Here is a 17,964-nt window from a genome sequence, read left to right on the forward strand (position 1 = left end):
GGGGTGTTACCAGTTGTTTCAATGATCTTTACTCAAGGTTTACGTTTGCTTGCCTACGGCACCTATCGGTTAAAGTGTGCCCCTGCTTTTTTTCGGCCTGTGATGACTCTGATGAATCCGTTAGACGTACTGCGCGACTCTTTCCGTTTTACCCAGCGCAACCTGGGTGCCATCGTCCAACTGTGCCTGCCGTTGGTGATCCTCGAAGCCCTGTTGCAACAGGTACTCGACCACACGCTCGGCCCGGATGCCTTCCCCGGCTATAGCGTGGTGGTGGGGTTACTGGTGTACCCGCTCTACACCGGCGCGCTGATCCTGTTCCTCGACGCCCGCACCCGTGGCGAGTCGCCGCGCACCAAGGATGTATGGGCCATGGCCCTGACCCTGTGGCCGCGCTTCGCCTTGCTGACGGCGATGAGCACCCTGCTGATCTTGCTCGGGCTGTCACTGTATTTCCTGCCGGGCCTGTGGCTGATGGTGGTGCTGGCGTTTGCCGAGTACCTGCTGGTGCTGCGCGGTATGTCGGCGCTGGAGGCGATGAAGGAAAGTTTCCGCCTGACCCGTGGGCATTTCTGGCGAATCCTGGTGTGCCTGCTGTGCGTCATGACGCCACTGTGGCTGCTCAAGGGCGCCAGCGTGGCGGCGTATCCCGAGCCCGCGCCGTTGCTGGGCCTGCTGATCGACAGTGCCCATAGCTTCCTGCAATTGTTTACCAGTGTGGTGCTGTTCCGTTTATTCATGCTGATCGGTGGCGATGCCGACGCGCGGTGATATGCTCCGTTCACCCCTGAAACGCTATAAGCCGAGCCGATGACCCGTTTATTGCGCATCACCCTGCTGAGCCTGCTGATCCTTGCGGGCCTGCTGACGGCCCTGATCTACAGCCTGACCTGGCGCCCCGCCGACAAGGAAATCCTGCCCGTAAGCTGTGTCGCGCCCCGTGCGCCGACCCTGCTGCCGGGGCAGGCGCTCAAGGTCATGACCTGGAACGTGCAATACCTGGCCGGCAAGAACTACGTGTTCTGGTACGACACCGCTGACGGCAGCGGACCGGACGAGCGCCCCACCGTCGAAGACATGGCTTTCAGCCTCGACGAAGTGGCGCGGGTCATCCGCGACGAGCAACCCGACATCCTGTTGTTGCAGGAACTTGACGAAGGCGCCAAGCCCTCCCACTACCAGGACCAGGTGGCGCTGCTGCAAGAGCGACTCGTCGACCTCTACCCGTGCAGTGCCCAGGCCTTCGACTGGAAAGCCGACTTTATCCCCAACCTGCATATCTTCGGCAGCGTCGGCCGCAAGCTGGTGACATTGAGCCGCTACCAGATCGAACACGCCGAGCGCCTGCAATTGCCGGTACCGCCCGCCAATATCATCAGCCGGCAGTTCCAACCCAAGCCGGCGTTGCTGCTGACCTACCTGCCGCTGAGTGATGGCGGCCAACTGGCGGTACTCAATACCCGCCTGGATGGCGACGCCCCGGGGCGTTCAGCCGTGCTGGAGCAAGTGCAGGCAACGGTGAAGCTGCTGGATAAGTTCGAAAGCCGTGGCACGCCGTGGTTGATTGGTGGGGATTTCAACCTGCTGCCGCTGGGGCAGTTCCTGCGCCTGGACGCCGGCAAGCGCGGCCAGTATTCGCCGGACAGTGAGCTGCATTTGCTGTGGGATAAGTACCCGATGATCCCAAGCAACAGCGAATCCAGCGGGATTGATCGTGAGAAATGGCTGACGCATTTTCCCAATGACCCGAATATCGATGGCCCGGATCGCACCCTGGATTACCTGTTCTACAGCTCGCGGATCAAGCGAGTGGAGGCCAAGGTACGGCAGGAGGATACGTTGCGTATTTCCAACCATCTGCCGGTGATTGCACGGTTCTTGCTGCCGGCCGCGCAATAGTCAATGTGGGGGGGTGGTGCGACGGTTCGCACTTGCCCCCGATGGTGGCGTGTCAGTCAGCTCATCTGTAACCGATCCACCGCTATCGGGGGCAAGCCCCCTCCCACATTTTGATCTTTGGCATTACGACTTTCGGGGTTTGATCCGCGCGGTCGGCTCGGCTATCAGCGGGTCGTCCGGCCAGTAATCACCCGTATCAGCTACGTCTCTAACCATTGACACTTCAGTAGGCCAGCAAGATTGGGCTTTACCACTGAGTCAGTGAACTGCTCATTGACAGTCAATGTTTGCGCCTGATATTGACGCATCAGGAACGCCAAAAGTGGAGGATTGACAGAGGCATCCGGGCTCAGATTCTTAACGCCTCCAAACATTGACAGTTTTATTTGAGTGAATGCAAACGTGCCTTTGAAAAGGCAGTGCCGAAGCCGATGAGAATTACGACAATTTGCGGCCGAGCCAAGCACTAGCGGCGAGTTCAAACCTACGCCGAGGCTATATACAAAAATCACGACCTCACTGAAGCAGATATGCGCCGAGCGCTGTTTGGCGGTGCAGCCACTTGCGCAGACTCATGCCTTACATGAACATGACAATCTTTCGGATAACTCGAACATCCAGCCAGTGAAGGCTGCGGAGAAAAAGAAGATCGATGAAAGCGTTCACCCCCCGTGTTAAGGGTCACGCTGCGGGTCGGTAATGAGTTTGAGGGTAGGAAGCACACAATGGTCCATGAGGAGGATACGCTCAGTACGCGTCTCGCAGAACAGGAAGCGATCAAAGCGGCCAGGAAGAATTACCGCCTTGTAGAGTTGGTTTCTGTAAAACCGATGTAGCGTGGCTCATCGACTTGCCACCAAAGATCAGTGCACCCGTTATAAGACCATCCCCTCGGCAAACCTGAATCAGCAGTTTCTCGACCATCCGAGTGCCCTGGGTAGTGGATAACAGTGCGAGAGGCTGTTCCTTGGCAAAACGTTGCTTAGGCTTGCTCAGCCAGCGCTGGGCTTTTTTGACGTCTCCGAACAGCGCCTCTGCCATTGCTGTCACATGTGCAAGTCGGAACAACCGATCACTCTCGTCCAGATTTAAGCGTTGTCGGCGAGCCAATCGGGCGTTAAGGGTCCCAACCGGCATAATCTTTTCAAGGGCGACTGCGTCGTACACGCCAGATTCGCTAAGCAATTTGAATCTCTCGGCTGCGAATCCTGCCGCGATAATCTCGTGGTTCTCTTGCTCTGATGCCCCTACGCCAATTTGAAGTGAAACTCCAAGATGACGTCGGTAGTGACGGTACACCGGTTTAGGCAGCAATTCAGCCAACATAGGTCGCTTCTTGACCGGCCATGTTCCACGACGGGTGACGTTCTTATAGGAAAGATGGGCTGGTAGTACAGCCCTGTCAACGTCGGCATCTGACAACAAAAATTCCCCGGGAAGAAAATGTTGCTGCTCAAGACTTCAACTGACGCGTCCACACGAGCATGCAGGTTCTCCTCACGTATTCACATGCCCGGCCGATAACCACTATGCCCTGCTGGGCACTGGATAACGGAATTAGGGATGAACCGGATGATGTTTCGCAACGCTCTCGCATTTACGCTGGCATTAGTGGCCTGTAACTCAATAGCAGCAAGCTTTGATTGTTCTAAGGAAACTCTGAAAAAGACTTTCTGATTTGGCAAAATACCGCGACCCCACCCACCGAGTTTCCCGATGAAGCAGATGACCTTCGCCGACGCCGAGTACGCTGGCAAGCGCAAGCAAACCCGCAAGGAGTTGTTCCTGATCGAGATGGATCGGGTGGTGCCGTGGAAGGGCTTGATTGCTTTGATCGAGCCACATTATCCGAAAGGTGAAGGTGGCCGTCCGGCCTACCCGTTGATGGCGATGCTGCGTGTGCATCTGCTGCAGAACTGGTTCGGCTACAGCGATCCAGCGATGGAGGAAGCGCTGTACGAAACCACGATCCTGCGCCAGTTTGCCGGGCTGAACCTGGAGCGCATCCCCGACGAAACCACCATTCTCAACTTCCGCCGCTTGCTGGAGAAACACGAGCTGGCGGCCGGCATCCTCGCTGTCATCAATGGCTATCTGGGCGACCGCGGCCTGTCGCTGCGCCAGGGCACCATCGTCGATGCAACGCTGATCAATGCGCCCAGTTCGACCAAGAACAAGGACGGCAAGCGCGACCCGGAAATGCACCAGACCAAGAAGGGAAACCAGTATTATTTTGGCATGAAGGCCCACATCGGCGCCGATGACGAATCGGGTCTGGTGCACAGCGTAGTGGGCACGGCGGCCAATGTGGCGGATGTCACCCAGGTGGACAAATTGCTGCATGGCGACGAAAACGTGGTCTGCGCCGATGCAGGCTACACCGGTGTCGAAAAGCGGCCCGAGCATGAAGGACGTGAAGTTATCTGGCAGGTGGCGGCACGCCGCAGCACCTACAAAAAACTCGATAAGCGCAGCGTGCTGTACAAAGCCAAGCGCAAGATTGAAAAGGCCAAGGCTCAGGTGCGCGCCAAGGTCGAGCATCCGTTCCGGGTAATCAAGCGCCAGTTCGGTTACACCAAGGTGCGCTTTCGCGGCTTGGCCAAAAACACGGCGCAACTGGTGACACTGTTCGCTCTGTCGAACCTGTGGATGGCGCGCCGACATTTACTGACGAATGCAGGAGAGGTGCGCCTGTAATGCGGGAAATGGCCACCGGAGTGGGGTCCGGGTGGCGAAAACGTAAGAAATACTCGTCGAATTGATTGTTTTTTGATCATTTGGCGAGTTTAAAAGTTGCGCTAGGTGGTATGCCGGGGAAATACATGGCTACTTCAGACCATCCCTATAGCACGCTCTGCTTCACAAAGCCTAATTGTCTGACCTCTTCCAGCATACTTGGACATGTATTCTTCGACTGTTGCAACACGTCTTTCTGCCACATTATAACAATCATACCCCTGTCGAAAAGGACTATTCATTCCACCATTAGAAGGAAACTTAACAACTTCATAATTTCTTATCCGGACTACGCATGGAAATGGCTCTTGCTCAAGAATAAAATTACTGTAATCACGCGCAATGGCAATACATACGTCCGTAAAAAAGTGTACATCGGATTCTCTAGGCGGCTTTATTGCTTTTCTTTGCCTAGCAATTGGCACGGCACTACGAACTACATAATCCACTACCGATGAAAACTGGAGTCCAATTATGAACTGTAAGGTCTTCTGACATTTAGCGGCATGCTGAGGAGCAAAATCCCCTTTTCTAATTGAATCATTAAGATAAGATGTGTAGTCAGCGTATGCTCTAGATGCACAACTCACATCAGTAAAAACCTCCACATAACCATTGGCATTTAACCAATTCACGACAATGTGCAACACTCTAAACTGGGTTACTATCGAATTATCGCGCAAACCTATTAGAGAATCGAGGAGCTTCACCACTAGCTCGCGCCTACTTTCCACAAGAGATGACTCGACAACCGATATAGTACCGGCATTGTCAAACTCCCTCGATCTAGCTTCGCCTCGCGTTGCATATGCGATACTCCCAATATCGATAGGCGACTTATACCCCTTTGCATTGGCAAGCTTTAGACGCAAGCGCTCCGGAAACACATGCTCCTGACTGATTTCATCTACCGTGATGACTTTTGTTTCACGAAATGACCAATCAACATGACTATTCATCTTGAGCACTCAGTATAAAACTTGAATAATTACCTGAAAATAGACTAGCCTCAAACTTTTCCTGCGCGACAGTTTTCTGAGGAAGCATCTTGAACAGTTGAAGGTAATGCTCTGTCATCTCTCGTGTGGCGTGGTGCATTCGCTCCATTATAAAATCAATATCATCTCCTGGACGCATAAGCCCCACAACAATAAGGGCCTGCAATCTTTGATAGAGCTGAAACCCAAAAGTCGCACGCAACCAGTGATACGAAAAGTCCTGAGGGTACTTATCAGATGTCTTTTGCAATATTTTTCGCTTTATTGTGTCTGTGACTTGGCCAGTGGGTCTAGATTTGACAATAGGGTAGCGCGGATCATCTTTTGCCATGTAATAACACCCTCCCTGATCAGATAAAAAAACGTACATATCCTCGTCTTTTATCTGTATATTTGGGTAATATAAAGACAGAGCGGCTCTAAACTTAACTCGCCGCTGCCTCATCATCGGACTATCTCCAAGCACCCGTAACTCCTTAGCAAGTTGCTTTGGCACGTGCAAACGTTGGCTACGGTCTTTCTTGGTATCCATCCCTGTGCCTGGACCGGCATGTAACAGATAGGTGCCATCTGCCTGCAGCCTTTCTGAAATGAACCCTTTTAGATGCTTTAACCGCATCGTAAGCACGGTCTGCTTACGGGCGCCAGTCATCAAAGCCGTCAACAGTATAAGACGTTCTAGTGCTGACCACTCCTCACCTTCAATAACCTTCAAAAACTCAGCCAGCTCAACATTAGACAAAGGACGAAGATCTTCGTTGTCCTCTCGCACATACCCTATTGATACCAGCCTTCCTGGAACCGTTGATTTAGTTTGACTACGCTTTTCAGCCGTAATCACCCTAGCGGCCCCGTAAGCATTTTTAATTAAAAATTTTACCTCCTTGACTGTATCTACTCGCTGCAAGTCAATGTCATGCCAATTGGCACAAACAAATCTATAGAAATCAAATACCACGCCTGTGTATTGATTTACGACTGCCGAACTACGCCCACTATGATTTATCAAATGAGCAAAATACTTATATGTAGGTCTCAACACAGGGCGACGCCCCGAAAAGTCGAGCCAGTTAAGTCCTTCGCTTTCACAGTAGATCAAGTAGTCTAATAATTTGCTGGCTCGACGGCGCAGATCATCGGTAGGCCTATTGCTTAACGTTTTATTTTCAATCAAGGATAAAAGGTATGAATTGGCTTCATGCCAAGGCTCACCTTCCTTATGAAACAGAAACGGGAGATTGTAGATATCTCCCGAGGTAAACGAAGAACCGATTTCCTCAACCTGGTAGAGCTGTTTGGTTTCAGCCCCTTCAAGTACCGATTTAATTGAGTCAACGGGCTGGATACCGACATGCAGGGTCGCGAAGGCGCTCTGCGCGTGAGGGATGAGAACGAGGCGACCTTCGTAACGCCGATTTGAGTAGGACATGACTCACCCTCAAAGGACTGAGTCAACCCTAGATGTTAAGCGCTAAAAATCAAGGCTTCTTGTCAATGTCTTTCTTGTTAAGCGATTCGACCCAAGGGTCTAACTTATGGAATAGCTTGGGATAGCGCCCCTTCAGATCCTTCTTCACGTCGGCGTAGGTACTGCGCCAGAAGTTCGCCAGATCCTGGGTCACCTGCACCGGCCTGCGCGCTGGGGACAATAGGTGCAACTTCACCGCCTGCCGGCCACCGGCGATGCGCGGCGTGTCCGCCAGCCCGAACAGTTCCTGCAAACGCACCGCCAGGATCGGCGGCTGTTCGCTGTAGTCCAAACGCACCGATGAGCCCGACGGCACTTTCACATGCTGCGGCGCCAGTTCGTCCAGGCGTTGGGGTAGCGGCCAAGGCAACAGGTTGTGCAGGTAGCTGGAGATATCCAGGTTGGCGAAATGGCTCAGGCGCGAGACTTTGCCCAGGTAGGGCATGAGCCAGTGCTCCAGGCTGGCCAGCAGGGCGCTGTCGCTGACGTCGGGCCATTCGCTGGTTTTGCCGGCGTCGAGCTGGCGCAGCAACAGGACGCGGGCCTGCCATTGACGCAATTCCGGGGTCCAGGGCAACAGCTCCAGGCCCTTGCGGCGCACCAGGTTGACCAGCGCCTGGTTGCGTGCGGCTTCATCCAGGCCCGTCAGGGGTTCGCGGCTGAGCACCAGCTCGCCGACTTTGCGCTGGCGTTCGGCGCGCAACACGCCTTCGCGCTCATCCCAGTCCAGTTGGTCCACGTTGCGCACTTGCTCGGCGAGCACTGTCTCGAACAGCGCCGGATCAAAGTCGGCCGCCAGGTAGATGCGTTCTTCGCGCTGGCCCTGGCGGCTGCCCAGGTCAGCGATCACCAGCCAGGGTTGTTTCATCAGGCTGTCAGCCTCGGCGAACAAGGCCGCACGGCCGTTGGCCAGGCGGTATTCAGCGCCACCGGGGCGACGTTGTTGGGCGACGCGGTCGGGGTAGGCCAACGCCAGCAAGGCACCGAGCCAACGCGGGTGGTCGGGATCGGCCACCGGTTGGGTCGCCTGGCCACGTAAATAGCCGCGGTATTGCCGAGCCAGTTGCTTGGCGCGCTGCACCCCGCCTTGGGTACCCCGCGCACGTTCTTCGCCAGACATTAATGCCAGGCGACTGTGCAAATCGGCGCCGCCACCGCGCAGGATATCGCGCTCGCCTAACAGCGCGGCGACGTCACACGCAGTGGCCGCCAACCCCAAATCCTGACCGCGCAACAGCAGATGGGCGATCCGTGGATGGGCGGGCAACTCGGCCATTTTCTGGCCATGGGCGCTCAGCTTTTCGTCATTCAAGGCGCCCAGCCGTTGCAGCAGGTCCTGGGCCTGGGCATAGGCCGCGGACGGCGGCACATCCAGCCACACCAACTGCGTGGGCGTGACGCCCCAGCGCGCCAGTTGCAGAGCCAGGCCAGCGAGGTCGGCCGCGAGGATTTCCGCACTGCCATAGGCGGCCAGGCCGTCGTGCTGGTCTTCGGACCACAAGCGATAGCACACGCCCGGTTCCAGGCGCCCGGCCCGGCCCGCGCGCTGGGTCGCGCTGGCGCGGGAAATGCGCTGGGTATCGAGACGGGTCATGCCGCTGCCGGGGTCAAAGCGTGGGACCCGCGCCAACCCGGCATCGATCACCACGCGCACGCCGTTGATGGTCAGGCTGGTCTCGGCGATGTTGGTGGCCAGCACCACTTTGCGCTTGCCCGTGGGCGCCGGGTCGATGGCCGCGCGTTGGGCGTTGAGGTCGAGTTCGCCATGCAGCGGGCACAGCAGCACGTCACTGCGCTCCCCCAGGGCGTCGGCCAGTTGCTGGTTGACCCGGCGAATCTCCGCCTGCCCCGGCAGAAACACCAGCACGCTGCCGGTTTCGTCATGCAGGGCGTCGAGGATGGTTTGCACCACACGCGGCTCGATAAACTCGCCGGCCTGGTACGGCCGCCCCCAGCGCATCTGCACCGGGAACATGCGCCCTTCGCTGCGCAGGATGGGGGCGTTGTCCAACAAGTCGGCCAGGCGCTCGCCTTCGAGGGTCGCGGACATCAGCAGGATTTTCAGCGGCTGCTCGTCGCGAAACAGATCGCGGCCGTTCAGGCTCAAGGCCAGCGCCAAGTCGGCGTCGAGGCTGCGCTCGTGGAATTCATCGAAGATCAGCAAACCCACGCCGTCCAGCGCCGGGTCGTCCTGCAGGCGGCGGGTGAGGATGCCTTCGGTGACGACTTCAATGCGGGTGTTGGGGCCGACCTTACTGTCGAGACGGATGCGGTAGCCGACCGTTTCGCCGACTTTTTCCCCCAATTCGCTCGCCAGGCGTTCGGCCGCGGCACGGGCCGCGAGGCGCCGAGGTTCGAGCATCAGGATGGTTTGCCCGGCAAGCCACGGCTCATTCAATAAGGCCAAGGGCACGCGGGTGGTTTTACCGGCGCCGGGGGGCGCTTCCAGCACGGCTTCATGGCGATTCGCCAAGGCGTCACGCAGGGCGGGTAAAACATCATCGATCGGCAACGAATTCATACTGGCTCCAAAGCAGAGCGGCGAGTATAACGGCGAACTGCCGGGTGCCGGTGGTGGTCTCCTATAGGCGCGAGCTTGCTCGCGAAAAACCACAGCGCACCACACACATTCACGCAGTACGCGTTATCGTTAACGTCTTTCGCGAGCACGCTCGCGCCTACAGTGACTGACAGGAGATTTTCCATGCGTATCGCTTCCCGTGTTATCGGCGGTGTCCTCGCCGTCACCCTGCTGAGCCAACTGACGGCCTGCGGCTCGATTTTCTACCCCGACCGCCGTGGCCAGATCGACGGCAAGATCGACCCGACCATCGCCGTACTCGATGCCGTGGGCTTGCTGTTCTATGTCATCCCTGGCCTGATCGCCTTCGGCGTCGACTTTGCCACCGGCGCGATCTACTTCGAACCGGGCAAGACCGCCCAGGTTGCCCCGGAAAAACTGCGCGAAGCCATCGGCGCGGACGGCAAGGTCGACAACGCCAAGTTGCAAACCATCATCCAGAAAGAAACCGGCCGCACCCTGCCGCTGGACGACCCGCGCATGATCCAGTTCAAGGGCAGCGTGCAGCAGTTGGCCGCCCTCGGCCTGCAACCGTCCGCCTAAGGATTTGACCCACCTATGACCAGCAATCCCGAACACGCCCGGCTGTTGCGCCTGGCCACCCGCGCCTCCGTCGGCGTGGCCAGTGTGCTGATTATCACCAAGGCTATTGCCTGGTGGCTCAGCGGCTCGGTGAGCATGCTCGCCGGCTTGACCGACTCGTTGCTCGATGGGGTGACCTCGCTGCTCAATTTGCTGGCGGTGCACTACGCCCTGCGCCCGGCCGATGACGATCACCGTTACGGCCACGGCAAGGCGGAGTCCCTGGCGGGCATGGCGCAAGCGTTGTTTATCGCCGGCAGTGCGGTGCTGATTGCGTTGCAGGCATTTGAACGGATCAAGCATCCCGAACCGGTGGGCGCGCCGTGGCTGAGCATCGGGGTGATTATTTTGTCCCTGGCGCTGACCGTGGCCCTGCTGATCCTGCAACACCGCGTGGTGCGGGAGACCGGGTCCAGTGCCGTGCGTGCCGACTCGCTGCACTACCGCTCGGACCTGCTGCTCAATGGCAGCATCTTGATTGCGTTGGTGTTGGCCGGCTTCGGCTTTCATCAGGTCGACGCCTGGTTCGGCCTGGGCATTGCGGCCTACATTCTGTGGAGCGCGATCCAGATCGCTCGGGAAAGCTTTGCGGTGCTGATGGATGAAGAGCTGCCGCCAGATGTCAGCCAGCACATGCTGGAACTGGCCCGTGGCGTGCCCGGTGTGCTGGGCGCCCACGACCTGCGCACACGTATCTCTGGCAACCACTGGTTTGTGCAATTGCACCTGGAGTTACCGGGGGAGTTGACCCTGACCGTGGCCCATGGCATCAGCGACCAGGCCGCCGATGCCATTCACCAGGCCTACCCGCGCGCCGAAGTGCTGGTGCACGCCGACCCGCTGGAAGTGGTGACCGGCGCCAAGGCCTAGTACTGCACCTGGTAGCCGCGACTGCTCAGGCAGTTGCCCTGGGCCTGGCGGTAGGTCTGCACCACCGCCGGGTCGGGGGCGTACGTAACGGCTTGCGGATCGAAACCGCTTTGTTGCACCGCCCAGCGATAACAGTCGTAGCCGTCCTGTTGCACTTGGGCCGGCGACTGCCCGTTCGCCGGGTAAGCCACCACGTCATAGCCATTACCCTGCGGTGCCGGTGGAGGCGTGGGCACGGCGGTCGGCGGTTCCACCACCACGTACTGCTGGGTGCTGGTTTCGTAGGTGTAGTAGGCACCGGCAGCGAGGAAGAACAGCGCGCCGCCCACCCACACTTCCCGTGCGTAATCCGGCAGGTAATGCACGCGGATGCCGTACGGCGGCGTCACCACGACGTAGCGTGGGCCTTGCGGGCGGTACCAGTAGCCACCCGAAAAGAAGTAGTCCTGGCCACGGTAAGGCACGCGGTAGTTGCGGTCGGGGAAACGGTCAACGGTGTAGCCGGGGCGGTACTGTGGGCCCGGGCCCCAACCATTGCCGTGCCCATCGGGACGGCCCGGCCAGCGGATGTCATTGGGATGGCCATTATTGAAGCCACCGCCCGGACGTGGGCCGGGACCATTGCCGGCCTGCCAGTGCGGATTGCCATCGTTGCGGCGTGGGATGTCCTGATAATAGCCTTGGCGCGGTTCCTGGGTCTGGCGGACGGTGTCCGGACGGCCCTGGATCGGCAGGTTATTCGCCGGCTGCGGCTGCGGTGCTGGCCGAGGCTCTTCAGCCCCTTGTGGGCGACCTTGCCACTGCCCACCACCGTGCTGCTGTTGCTCGGCGCGATCAAAATGCTGGTTCTGTGGACGGGGTTGATTGTTTTCTGGCCGAGGCTGGTTGTTTTCCGGCCGTGGTTGATTGTTCTGCGGGCGCGGTTGGTTATTTTGCGGGCGCGGCTGTTCATTACCTTGCCGTCCGCCCTCAGGCCCTCTTTCATGCTGGCCGCCGCCTTCGGGACGCGGGTCTTCTGCCATTACTTGCGTGCCGACGGTCACCATCAGCAAACCTACACCTGCCATACGCCAGATGCGCTTCATGCTATTCCTCACTGCGGATAAGGGCCTGGAACATGCGGCCTCATAGATAAGACTGGAAAAGCCTCGCCCGGTTCTGAGACAGGTTATCAGTCACGAGAACAATTTTCGCAGACAAAGAAAAAGGGGCGACCCGTCGGCCACCCCTTGAGAATTTCGTCCTGGCTCAACGCTTATGACGTTGGCTCACCTCACGCCGTCTTGTGGACAGTGTGCAGCCTGGAGGCCGGCTCAACCCTGCTGGGGTGGCGGCCGCAACGGGCCTGATTGGGCTCGCTGCAGTGGACTGTTGTCCAGGCGGTGATTCTGTTGGTAATCATAGGCGCGCCGCCCCGACAGATGATTGCGAAGATTGCGTCAATAAACAGTGCTTGCGCAATTTTTAACCCTTCATGGATAATTCACCGCAATAGTTACGACAAAGGCTAACCCAATGAGCAAGCTTGACCGATACGACCTGAGTATTTTGGCGGAATTGCAGCGCGACGCGAGGATCTCCAACCAGGAGTTGGCCGAGCGTATCGGCCTGTCGCCTTCGCCCTGCTCACGCCGGGTCAAGCAATTGGAAGATGACGGCTACATCGCCCGCCAGGTCGCCTTGCTCGACCGCAAGATGCTGGGCCTGAGCCTCACGGCGTATGTGCTGATCGGCATGGATCGCCACACCCCTGAGCGTTTCGAGAACTTCGAAGCGGCGATCCGCACCCTGCCACAGGTATTGGAATGCAGCCTGGTCACCGGGATGGATGCGGACTATCAGTTGAAAGTGGTGGTGCCGGACATGGACCACTATCAGAAACTGCTGCTGGGCCACCTCACCCGTATCGAAGGCGTGACCAGCGTGCGGTCGAGCTTTGTGCTCAACCAGGTGCTCAACAGCACCGAATTGCCGCTGACCCACCTGCGTACTTAAGATCAATGAAGGTCAACTGTGGGAGGGGGCTTGCCCCGATAGCAGTGTGTCAGCCACAGATTAGCTGACTGACCCACCGCCTTCGGGGGCAAGCCCCTTCCCACATGGGGTCTGTGTTTCACCCACGAAGTCTGCCTGCGACGCACCGACGCAGGTCAATGTTGCGCCTGTGGCACTGCCGTATACTTGCCGCCTGCCCCCGTCGGAAGAATCCATGAACAACATCGACCCCGCCCTCTTTGAAGAATGGATGATGACCGGCCTGGTCACCCTCCTGATTATTTTCATGGGCTTTATCGTCTGGGACCTGGCGAAGAAGTCCAAGGCTGGGCGCTTTGGCTCGTTCATCCTGTTTTTCGTGCTCGGCCTGGGCGTGGCCGCGTTCATCATCAAGAGCGTGGTGATCGGCCTGATCGAGTCCGGCGCCTTATAAGCGCGCCGGCACTTCCTTCCATTGGCCCTGGTCCAGGCCATCGATCGACCACTCGCCAATGCGCACACGCACCAGGCGTAAGGTCGGCAGCCCCACCGCCGCGGTCATGCGCCGCACCTGGCGGTTTCGCCCCTCACGAATGACCAGCTCCAGCCAGTAAGTCGGCACGCTCTTGCGAAAGCGGACCGGCGGGTTACGCGGCCACAGCTCGGGCTCGTCCAGTTGCCGCGCTTGGGCCGGCAAGGTCTTGCCGTCGTTCAGTTCGACACCCTCACGCAGACGTTGCAGCAGCTCTTCAGTCGGTTCGCCTTCCACCTGTACCCAATAGGTTTTCGCCAGCTTGTGCTTGGGGTCGGCAATTCGCGCCTGCAACTGGCCATCGTTGGTCAGCAGCAACAAGCCTTCACTGTCGCGATCAAGGCGGCCTGCCGGGTAGATGCCGGGAATGTCGATAAAATCCTTGAGCGTCGCCCGCCCGCCTTCGTCGCTGAACTGGGTCAGCACATCGAAGGGTTTATTGAACAGGATCAACTTCGGCTCGGCCGGTGGCGCCTTGGCAACACGGCGCGCGGCAGAATACGGAGGTTTCGCGCCAGGGCGACGCGAATCGGGACGGTTGGGACGGGACATGGCGAAGGAACATCTAACGGTCAGGACCGACAATGCTAGTGGCCTGACCGCCAAATGACCATCCCAACCGCTTAGCGGAACGGCGGCTCGTCGAAGCTGCGCAGTTTGCGCGAGTGCAGCGAGTTGAGTTCGGTGCGCAACAGGTCGACCGCCTCGATGCCGATCTTCAAGTGCTGGCTGACCGCACGCTCATAGAACGCATTGGCCGAACCCGGCAACTTGATTTCGCTGTGCAGGGGTTTGTCCGACACGCACAGCAAGGTGCCGTACGGCACACGCAAGCGGTAGCCCTGGGCGGCGATGGTGCCGCTCTCCATGTCCACGGCCACGGCGCGGGACAGGTTGATCAGCGGGCGCTCCTGGGCCCAGCGCAGCTCCCAGTTGCGGTCGTCGTAGGTCAGCACGGTGCCGGTGCGCAGGCGTTTTTTCAGCTCTTCGCCCTTTTCGCCGGTGACGTTGGCCGCCGCCTGCTGCAAGGCCATCTGCACTTCGGCCAGGGCTGGAATCGGAATGTTTGGCGGCACTACACGGTCGAGAATCCCGTCGCGACGCATATAAGCGTGGGCCAGTACGTAGTCGCCGATGGTCTGGGATTGGCGCAGGCCGCCACAGTGGCCAATCATCAGCCAGCAATGCGGGCGCAGCACGGCCAAGTGGTCGGTGATGTTCTTGGCGTTGGACGGGCCGACGCCGATGTTGACCAAGGTCACGCCGTGGCCGTCGCTGGCCTGCAGGTGATAGGCCGGCATCTGGTAACGGTGCCAGACCACGCCTGCGGCAATTGCCGACGCTTCGCCGTGGTCCATGCTCTTGTCGATGATCACGTTGCCCGGCAGCACCATGCGGATAAAGCGCGGGTCGCTGCGCAATTGCTCCAGGCCATGCAGGATGAACTGGTCAACGTAGCGGTGGTAGTTGGTCAGCAGGATCCACGGCTGCACATGACGCCAGTCGCTGCCGGTGTAGTGCACCAGGCGGCGCAAGGAAAAGTCCACGCGGGCCGCGTCGAACAAGGCCAGGGGCAACGGGTCGGTGTTTTCCCAATCATAGAGGCCGTCGGCGATACCATCGGTGGCGGCCGACAGGTCGGTGCTGGGGAACACACGGGCCAGGGTCGCGGCGGTCACGCCGGAGCCGGCCAGCTCGTCGCCCTGCTCCACCACGTATGGGTACGGGATGTTCTGTTGGCTGACGCCGACTTCGACCGTCACGGTGAAGTCGTGCATCAACGGCACCAGCTGCTCCAGCAAATACTTACGGAAGGCGGCGGGATGGGTGACGGTCACGCTGTAGGTCCCTGGCAACTGGACCTTGGCATACGCCCGGGTGGTCTGTGGGACTTCGCCGTGGCAGTGGTAGGTCAGGCGCAGTTCCGGGTAGCGAAACAGGGCACGTTGCTCGGCGTCCGGTTCGACGCGGTCCTTGAGGTATTGCTTGAGGGCTTGGTTGAGCGCGCCGGTAGCACGCTCATGCAGAGCCGCCAGCCGGTCCACGGCTTCTTCGGCGGTTTGAACGACAACAAAAGCTTCGGTCACGGTAAGCATCCTGTGTGCTGACTTGCAGGCCTTTATCTTGCCTGTATCCCGGCCTCACTGAAACAGTGGAGTTGGAATGCACTCAATAATGTGGGAGGCCCCCCTACCTCTTCGACGTAGTGCTGTCGCACATCAAACTGGAACCCCTGTGGCAAGCAGACTTGTTGTGGCGAGCGGGCTTGCCCCGCGTTGGGCTGCGAAGCAGCCCCAATCAATCGGAATGCGGAGTATCAGGCACTCCTCTGCGGCTGGTTCTGGGGCTGCTGCGCAGCCAACGCGGGGCAAGCCCGCTCGCCACAACAGCCCGATCGCCACAAAAATCCGGTCGCTTAATAAAAAATAAATCCTTATTAATCGCTAAGTTATTTTATTTTTGGGGCTCGCCCCTCCCACACCTGGACCGCGTTCACAGAGATGAATACGGAGTTGAGCGAGCGACGATCGCTCCAACATCCACCCCACGCGGCAAGGTGCCATACACCCGACACGACGACTCGCCCAACCGGCTGGCGATAAACCCATCGCTGACCGCCGCATTGCCGGCTTCCAGCAGCAACTTGGCCTGCAACGCCACGGCGATGTCCTCGGTCAGTTGCCGCGCGCGGTATTGAATATCCTGGGTATCCATAAACGCCGACTTCAACTGTTCGATATGCCGCGCCAACTGCCGGTCGCCATGCCCATCGCCCAATTCGACAAACAGCGTCTCGAGCACACCCGGCTCCTTCGACAGGGCGCGCAGCACGTCCAGGCACTGCACGTTGCCGGAACCTTCCCACGTCGAATTCACCGGTGCCTCACGGTATAGACGCGGCAGGATGCTGTCCTCCACGTAGCCGGCACCGCCCATGCACTCGGCGGCTTCGTTGATCATCGCTGGGGCACGCTTGCAGATCCAATACTTGCCCACCGCCGTCACCAGCCGTGCGAACTTGGCTTCGCGCTCATCGCCCAGATGATCCAGGGCGTGGCCCATACGCAGGCTCAGCGCCAACGAGGCTTCGCTTTCCAGGGCCAGGTCGGCCAGGACGTTTTGCATCAGCGGCTGTTCGCTGAGCACGCGCCCCCCTACCAGGCGGTGGGCGCAGTGATGGCTGGCCTGGGTCAGCGCCTGGCGCATCAAGGCGCTGGAACCAACCATGCAGTCGAAGCGGGTCATGGCGACCATTTCGATGATGGTCGGGACACCACGGCCTTCTTCGCCGACCATCCAGGCCAGGGCGCCACGAAACTCGACTTCGCTGGACGCGTTGGAGCAGTTGCCCAGCTTGTTTTTCAAGCGCTGGATATAGAACTCATTGCGCGTGTCATCCGGGCGATGCCGGGGTAGCAGGAAACAGGTGAGGCCCTTGTCGGTCTGGGCCAGCGTGAGGAAGGCGTCGCACATCGGCGCCGAACAGAACCACTTATGCCCGACCAACTCATAGGCTTGCCCAGGGCCACCGGCCCCTACGGGGTAAGCGCGGGTGGTGTTGGCGCGCACGTCAGTGCCGCCCTGTTTCTCGGTCATGGCCATGCCGATGGTGGCGCCGGCCTTGTGGGCGATGCCGACGTTGCGGGGATCGTATTGGGTGTTGAGGATTTTTGGCAGCCAGGCCTGCGCCAGGTCCGGTTGCAGGCGCAACGCGGGCACACAGGCGAAGGTCATGGTGAGCGGACAACCCGTGCCCGCTTCGGCCTGGCTGTGCAGGTAAGTCATGGCCGCACGGGCCACATGCGCGCCAGCTTGCGGATGAGCCCAAGGCAGCGAGGGCAGGCCGTGTTCGACGGCGGTGCGCATCAGTTCGTGGTAGGCCGGGTGAAACTCCACCAGGTCGATGCGATGGCCATAACGGTCATGGCTGTTGAACACCGGCTTGTTCTGGTTCGCCAGGAACCCGGCCTCCATCAGCGGCCCACCGGCCAACGCGCCGTAGGCATCGATGCGCGCCTCTGCCCAGCCCGCGTCAAAGCGACGCGACCAGTCTTGCAGGGGCAGGTCGATGCGATACAGGTTGGCACCGTCCAGGGACGGGGGCTGGTTGGTGACGTCGTGGGTTTCGGCGAACTGATGCAGGTTCATGGTGGCCTCCAGGAAAAAGGCCACGTCGATTGTTGCTGTTTGTAGGTGGGCTTGCTCGCGAAGAACGTCAACGATAACGCGTGCATCCTGGATAAACGCGTTGCTCTCAGGTTTTTCGCGAGCAAGCTCGCTCCTACAGGGTACGAATCGATTGAGGCCGGTTTTTTCAGTTAAG

Annotated in this window: 15 protein-coding genes and 1 pseudogene; 8 read left to right on the top strand and 8 right to left on the bottom strand. The window is 59.0% G+C overall.

Features of this window, described 5'->3' with window-relative positions; translation table 11 throughout:
- The first annotated feature begins 111 nt into the window (after nt 1–111).
- From AB7933_RS29470 to AB7933_RS29480, 3 genes and pseudogenes are all read left to right on the top strand, one after another.
- Complete coding sequence (locus AB7933_RS29470) at nt 112–771, top strand: YciC family protein (RefSeq protein WP_024077546.1); 660 nt, start codon at nt 112–114, stop codon at nt 769–771.
- 39 nt (nt 772–810) lie between these two features.
- Entirely contained in the window at nt 811–1,899 is a 1,089-nt protein-coding gene (locus tag AB7933_RS29475; RefSeq protein WP_024077547.1) for an endonuclease/exonuclease/phosphatase family protein, read from the top strand.
- A gap of 530 nt (nt 1,900–2,429) precedes the next feature.
- Nucleotides 2,430–2,735 (top strand): annotated as a pseudogene (locus tag AB7933_RS29480) (hypothetical protein).
- Here the strand turns inward: AB7933_RS29480 and AB7933_RS29485 are convergent.
- Nucleotides 2,677–3,225, bottom strand: coding sequence for an antitoxin Xre/MbcA/ParS toxin-binding domain-containing protein (locus AB7933_RS29485; protein WP_017849609.1), 549 nt, complete (start codon nt 3,223–3,225; stop codon nt 2,677–2,679). The pseudogene AB7933_RS29480 and the gene AB7933_RS29485 sit on opposite strands and share 59 nt — an antisense overlap.
- Nucleotides 3,226–3,615: 390 nt before the next feature.
- Here AB7933_RS29485 and AB7933_RS29490 point away from each other — a divergent pair, with 390 nt between their 5' ends.
- Nucleotides 3,616–4,596 carry an IS5-like element IS1384 family transposase gene (locus AB7933_RS29490; RefSeq protein ID WP_010466230.1) on the top strand — a complete coding sequence of 327 codons (981 nt, stop codon included), beginning with the start codon at nt 3,616–3,618 and terminating at the stop codon, nt 4,594–4,596.
- Nucleotides 4,597–4,730: 134 nt separating this feature from the next.
- Here AB7933_RS29490 and AB7933_RS29495 read toward each other — a convergent pair whose 3' ends face one another.
- From AB7933_RS29495 to hrpB, 3 genes are read right to left on the bottom strand one after another with little or no spacing between them, the layout of a single operon-like run.
- Nucleotides 4,731–5,594: a hypothetical protein gene (locus AB7933_RS29495; protein ID WP_305452482.1), complete on the bottom strand. Its 864-nt coding sequence runs from the start codon at nt 5,592–5,594 to the stop codon at nt 4,731–4,733.
- Nucleotides 5,587–7,062 (bottom strand): site-specific integrase, encoded by a 1,476-nt coding sequence (locus tag AB7933_RS29500; RefSeq protein ID WP_057977874.1) that lies wholly within the window; start codon nt 7,060–7,062, stop codon nt 5,587–5,589. Before AB7933_RS29500 ends, AB7933_RS29495 begins: the two co-directional genes overlap by 8 nt.
- 49 nt (nt 7,063–7,111) lie before the next feature.
- A complete protein-coding gene (gene hrpB / locus AB7933_RS29505; protein ID WP_375156302.1) occupies nt 7,112–9,622 on the bottom strand; it encodes an ATP-dependent helicase HrpB in 2,511 nt (836 codons plus the stop codon).
- A gap of 183 nt (nt 9,623–9,805) precedes the next feature.
- Between hrpB and AB7933_RS29510 the strand changes: the two genes are divergently transcribed.
- Complete coding sequence (locus AB7933_RS29510) at nt 9,806–10,225, top strand: hypothetical protein (RefSeq protein ID WP_024077549.1); 420 nt, start codon at nt 9,806–9,808, stop codon at nt 10,223–10,225.
- A 15-nt stretch (nt 10,226–10,240) separates the two neighbouring features.
- A complete protein-coding gene (locus AB7933_RS29515) occupies nt 10,241–11,134 on the top strand; it encodes a cation diffusion facilitator family transporter (RefSeq protein ID WP_024077550.1) in 894 nt (297 codons plus the stop codon).
- On the opposite strand, the gene AB7933_RS29520 is transcribed toward AB7933_RS29515, so the two are convergent.
- Entirely contained in the window at nt 11,131–12,219 is a 1,089-nt protein-coding gene (locus AB7933_RS29520) for a DUF6515 family protein (RefSeq protein ID WP_024077551.1), read from the bottom strand. The genes AB7933_RS29515 and AB7933_RS29520 overlap by 4 nt on opposite strands.
- A gap of 430 nt (nt 12,220–12,649) precedes the next feature.
- Between AB7933_RS29520 and AB7933_RS29525 the strand changes: the two genes are divergently transcribed.
- The gene (locus AB7933_RS29525) at nt 12,650–13,129 is read left to right on the top strand and encodes an Lrp/AsnC family transcriptional regulator (RefSeq protein WP_003194418.1); all 480 of its coding nucleotides are present in this window, start codon (nt 12,650–12,652) and stop codon (nt 13,127–13,129) included.
- Between the two features lie 223 nt (nt 13,130–13,352).
- Nucleotides 13,353–13,562 carry a DUF2788 domain-containing protein gene (locus AB7933_RS29530; protein WP_025858220.1) on the top strand — a complete coding sequence of 70 codons (210 nt, stop codon included), beginning with the start codon at nt 13,353–13,355 and terminating at the stop codon, nt 13,560–13,562.
- On the opposite strand, the gene AB7933_RS29535 is transcribed toward AB7933_RS29530, so the two are convergent.
- From AB7933_RS29535 to AB7933_RS29545, 3 genes are all read right to left on the bottom strand, one after another.
- A complete protein-coding gene (locus AB7933_RS29535) occupies nt 13,557–14,192 on the bottom strand; it encodes a pseudouridine synthase (protein WP_024077552.1) in 636 nt (211 codons plus the stop codon). The genes AB7933_RS29530 and AB7933_RS29535 overlap by 6 nt on opposite strands.
- Nucleotides 14,193–14,263: 71 nt before the next feature.
- Nucleotides 14,264–15,736: an AMP nucleosidase gene (gene amn, locus AB7933_RS29540; RefSeq protein WP_024077553.1), complete on the bottom strand. Its 1,473-nt coding sequence runs from the start codon at nt 15,734–15,736 to the stop codon at nt 14,264–14,266.
- Between the two features lie 397 nt (nt 15,737–16,133).
- Nucleotides 16,134–17,789: an acyl-CoA dehydrogenase family protein gene (locus AB7933_RS29545; protein WP_024077554.1), complete on the bottom strand. Its 1,656-nt coding sequence runs from the start codon at nt 17,787–17,789 to the stop codon at nt 16,134–16,136.
- Nucleotides 17,790–17,964 lie beyond the last annotated feature (175 nt).

The organism is Pseudomonas gorinensis, assembly GCF_042015035.1.
In the GTDB taxonomy this organism is placed as follows: Bacteria; Pseudomonadota; Gammaproteobacteria; order Pseudomonadales; family Pseudomonadaceae; genus Aquipseudomonas; species Aquipseudomonas gorinensis.

Excerpts from the sequence above, each read along its gene's own strand:
- amn (WP_024077553.1), bottom strand. The coding sequence starts at position 15,736 with ATGCTTACCGTGACCGAAGCTTTTGTTGTCGTTCAAACCGCCGAAGAA.
- AB7933_RS29490 (WP_010466230.1), top strand. The coding sequence starts at position 3,616 with ATGAAGCAGATGACCTTCGCCGACGCCGAGTACGCTGGCAAGCGCAAG.
- AB7933_RS29495 (WP_305452482.1), bottom strand. The coding sequence starts at position 5,594 with ATGAATAGTCATGTTGATTGGTCATTTCGTGAAACAAAAGTCATCACG.
- hrpB (WP_375156302.1), bottom strand. The coding sequence starts at position 9,622 with ATGAATTCGTTGCCGATCGATGATGTTTTACCCGCCCTGCGTGACGCC.
- AB7933_RS29485 (WP_017849609.1), bottom strand. The coding sequence starts at position 3,225 with ATGTTGGCTGAATTGCTGCCTAAACCGGTGTACCGTCACTACCGACGT.
- AB7933_RS29510 (WP_024077549.1), top strand. The coding sequence starts at position 9,806 with ATGCGTATCGCTTCCCGTGTTATCGGCGGTGTCCTCGCCGTCACCCTG.
- AB7933_RS29500 (WP_057977874.1), bottom strand. The coding sequence starts at position 7,062 with ATGTCCTACTCAAATCGGCGTTACGAAGGTCGCCTCGTTCTCATCCCT.
- AB7933_RS29520 (WP_024077551.1), bottom strand. The coding sequence starts at position 12,219 with ATGAAGCGCATCTGGCGTATGGCAGGTGTAGGTTTGCTGATGGTGACC.
- AB7933_RS29475 (WP_024077547.1), top strand. The coding sequence starts at position 811 with ATGACCCGTTTATTGCGCATCACCCTGCTGAGCCTGCTGATCCTTGCG.
- AB7933_RS29525 (WP_003194418.1), top strand. The coding sequence starts at position 12,650 with ATGAGCAAGCTTGACCGATACGACCTGAGTATTTTGGCGGAATTGCAG.
- AB7933_RS29470 (WP_024077546.1), top strand. The coding sequence starts at position 112 with ATGAATCCGTTAGACGTACTGCGCGACTCTTTCCGTTTTACCCAGCGC.
- AB7933_RS29535 (WP_024077552.1), bottom strand. The coding sequence starts at position 14,192 with ATGTCCCGTCCCAACCGTCCCGATTCGCGTCGCCCTGGCGCGAAACCT.
- AB7933_RS29515 (WP_024077550.1), top strand. The coding sequence starts at position 10,241 with ATGACCAGCAATCCCGAACACGCCCGGCTGTTGCGCCTGGCCACCCGC.
- AB7933_RS29545 (WP_024077554.1), bottom strand. The coding sequence starts at position 17,789 with ATGAACCTGCATCAGTTCGCCGAAACCCACGACGTCACCAACCAGCCC.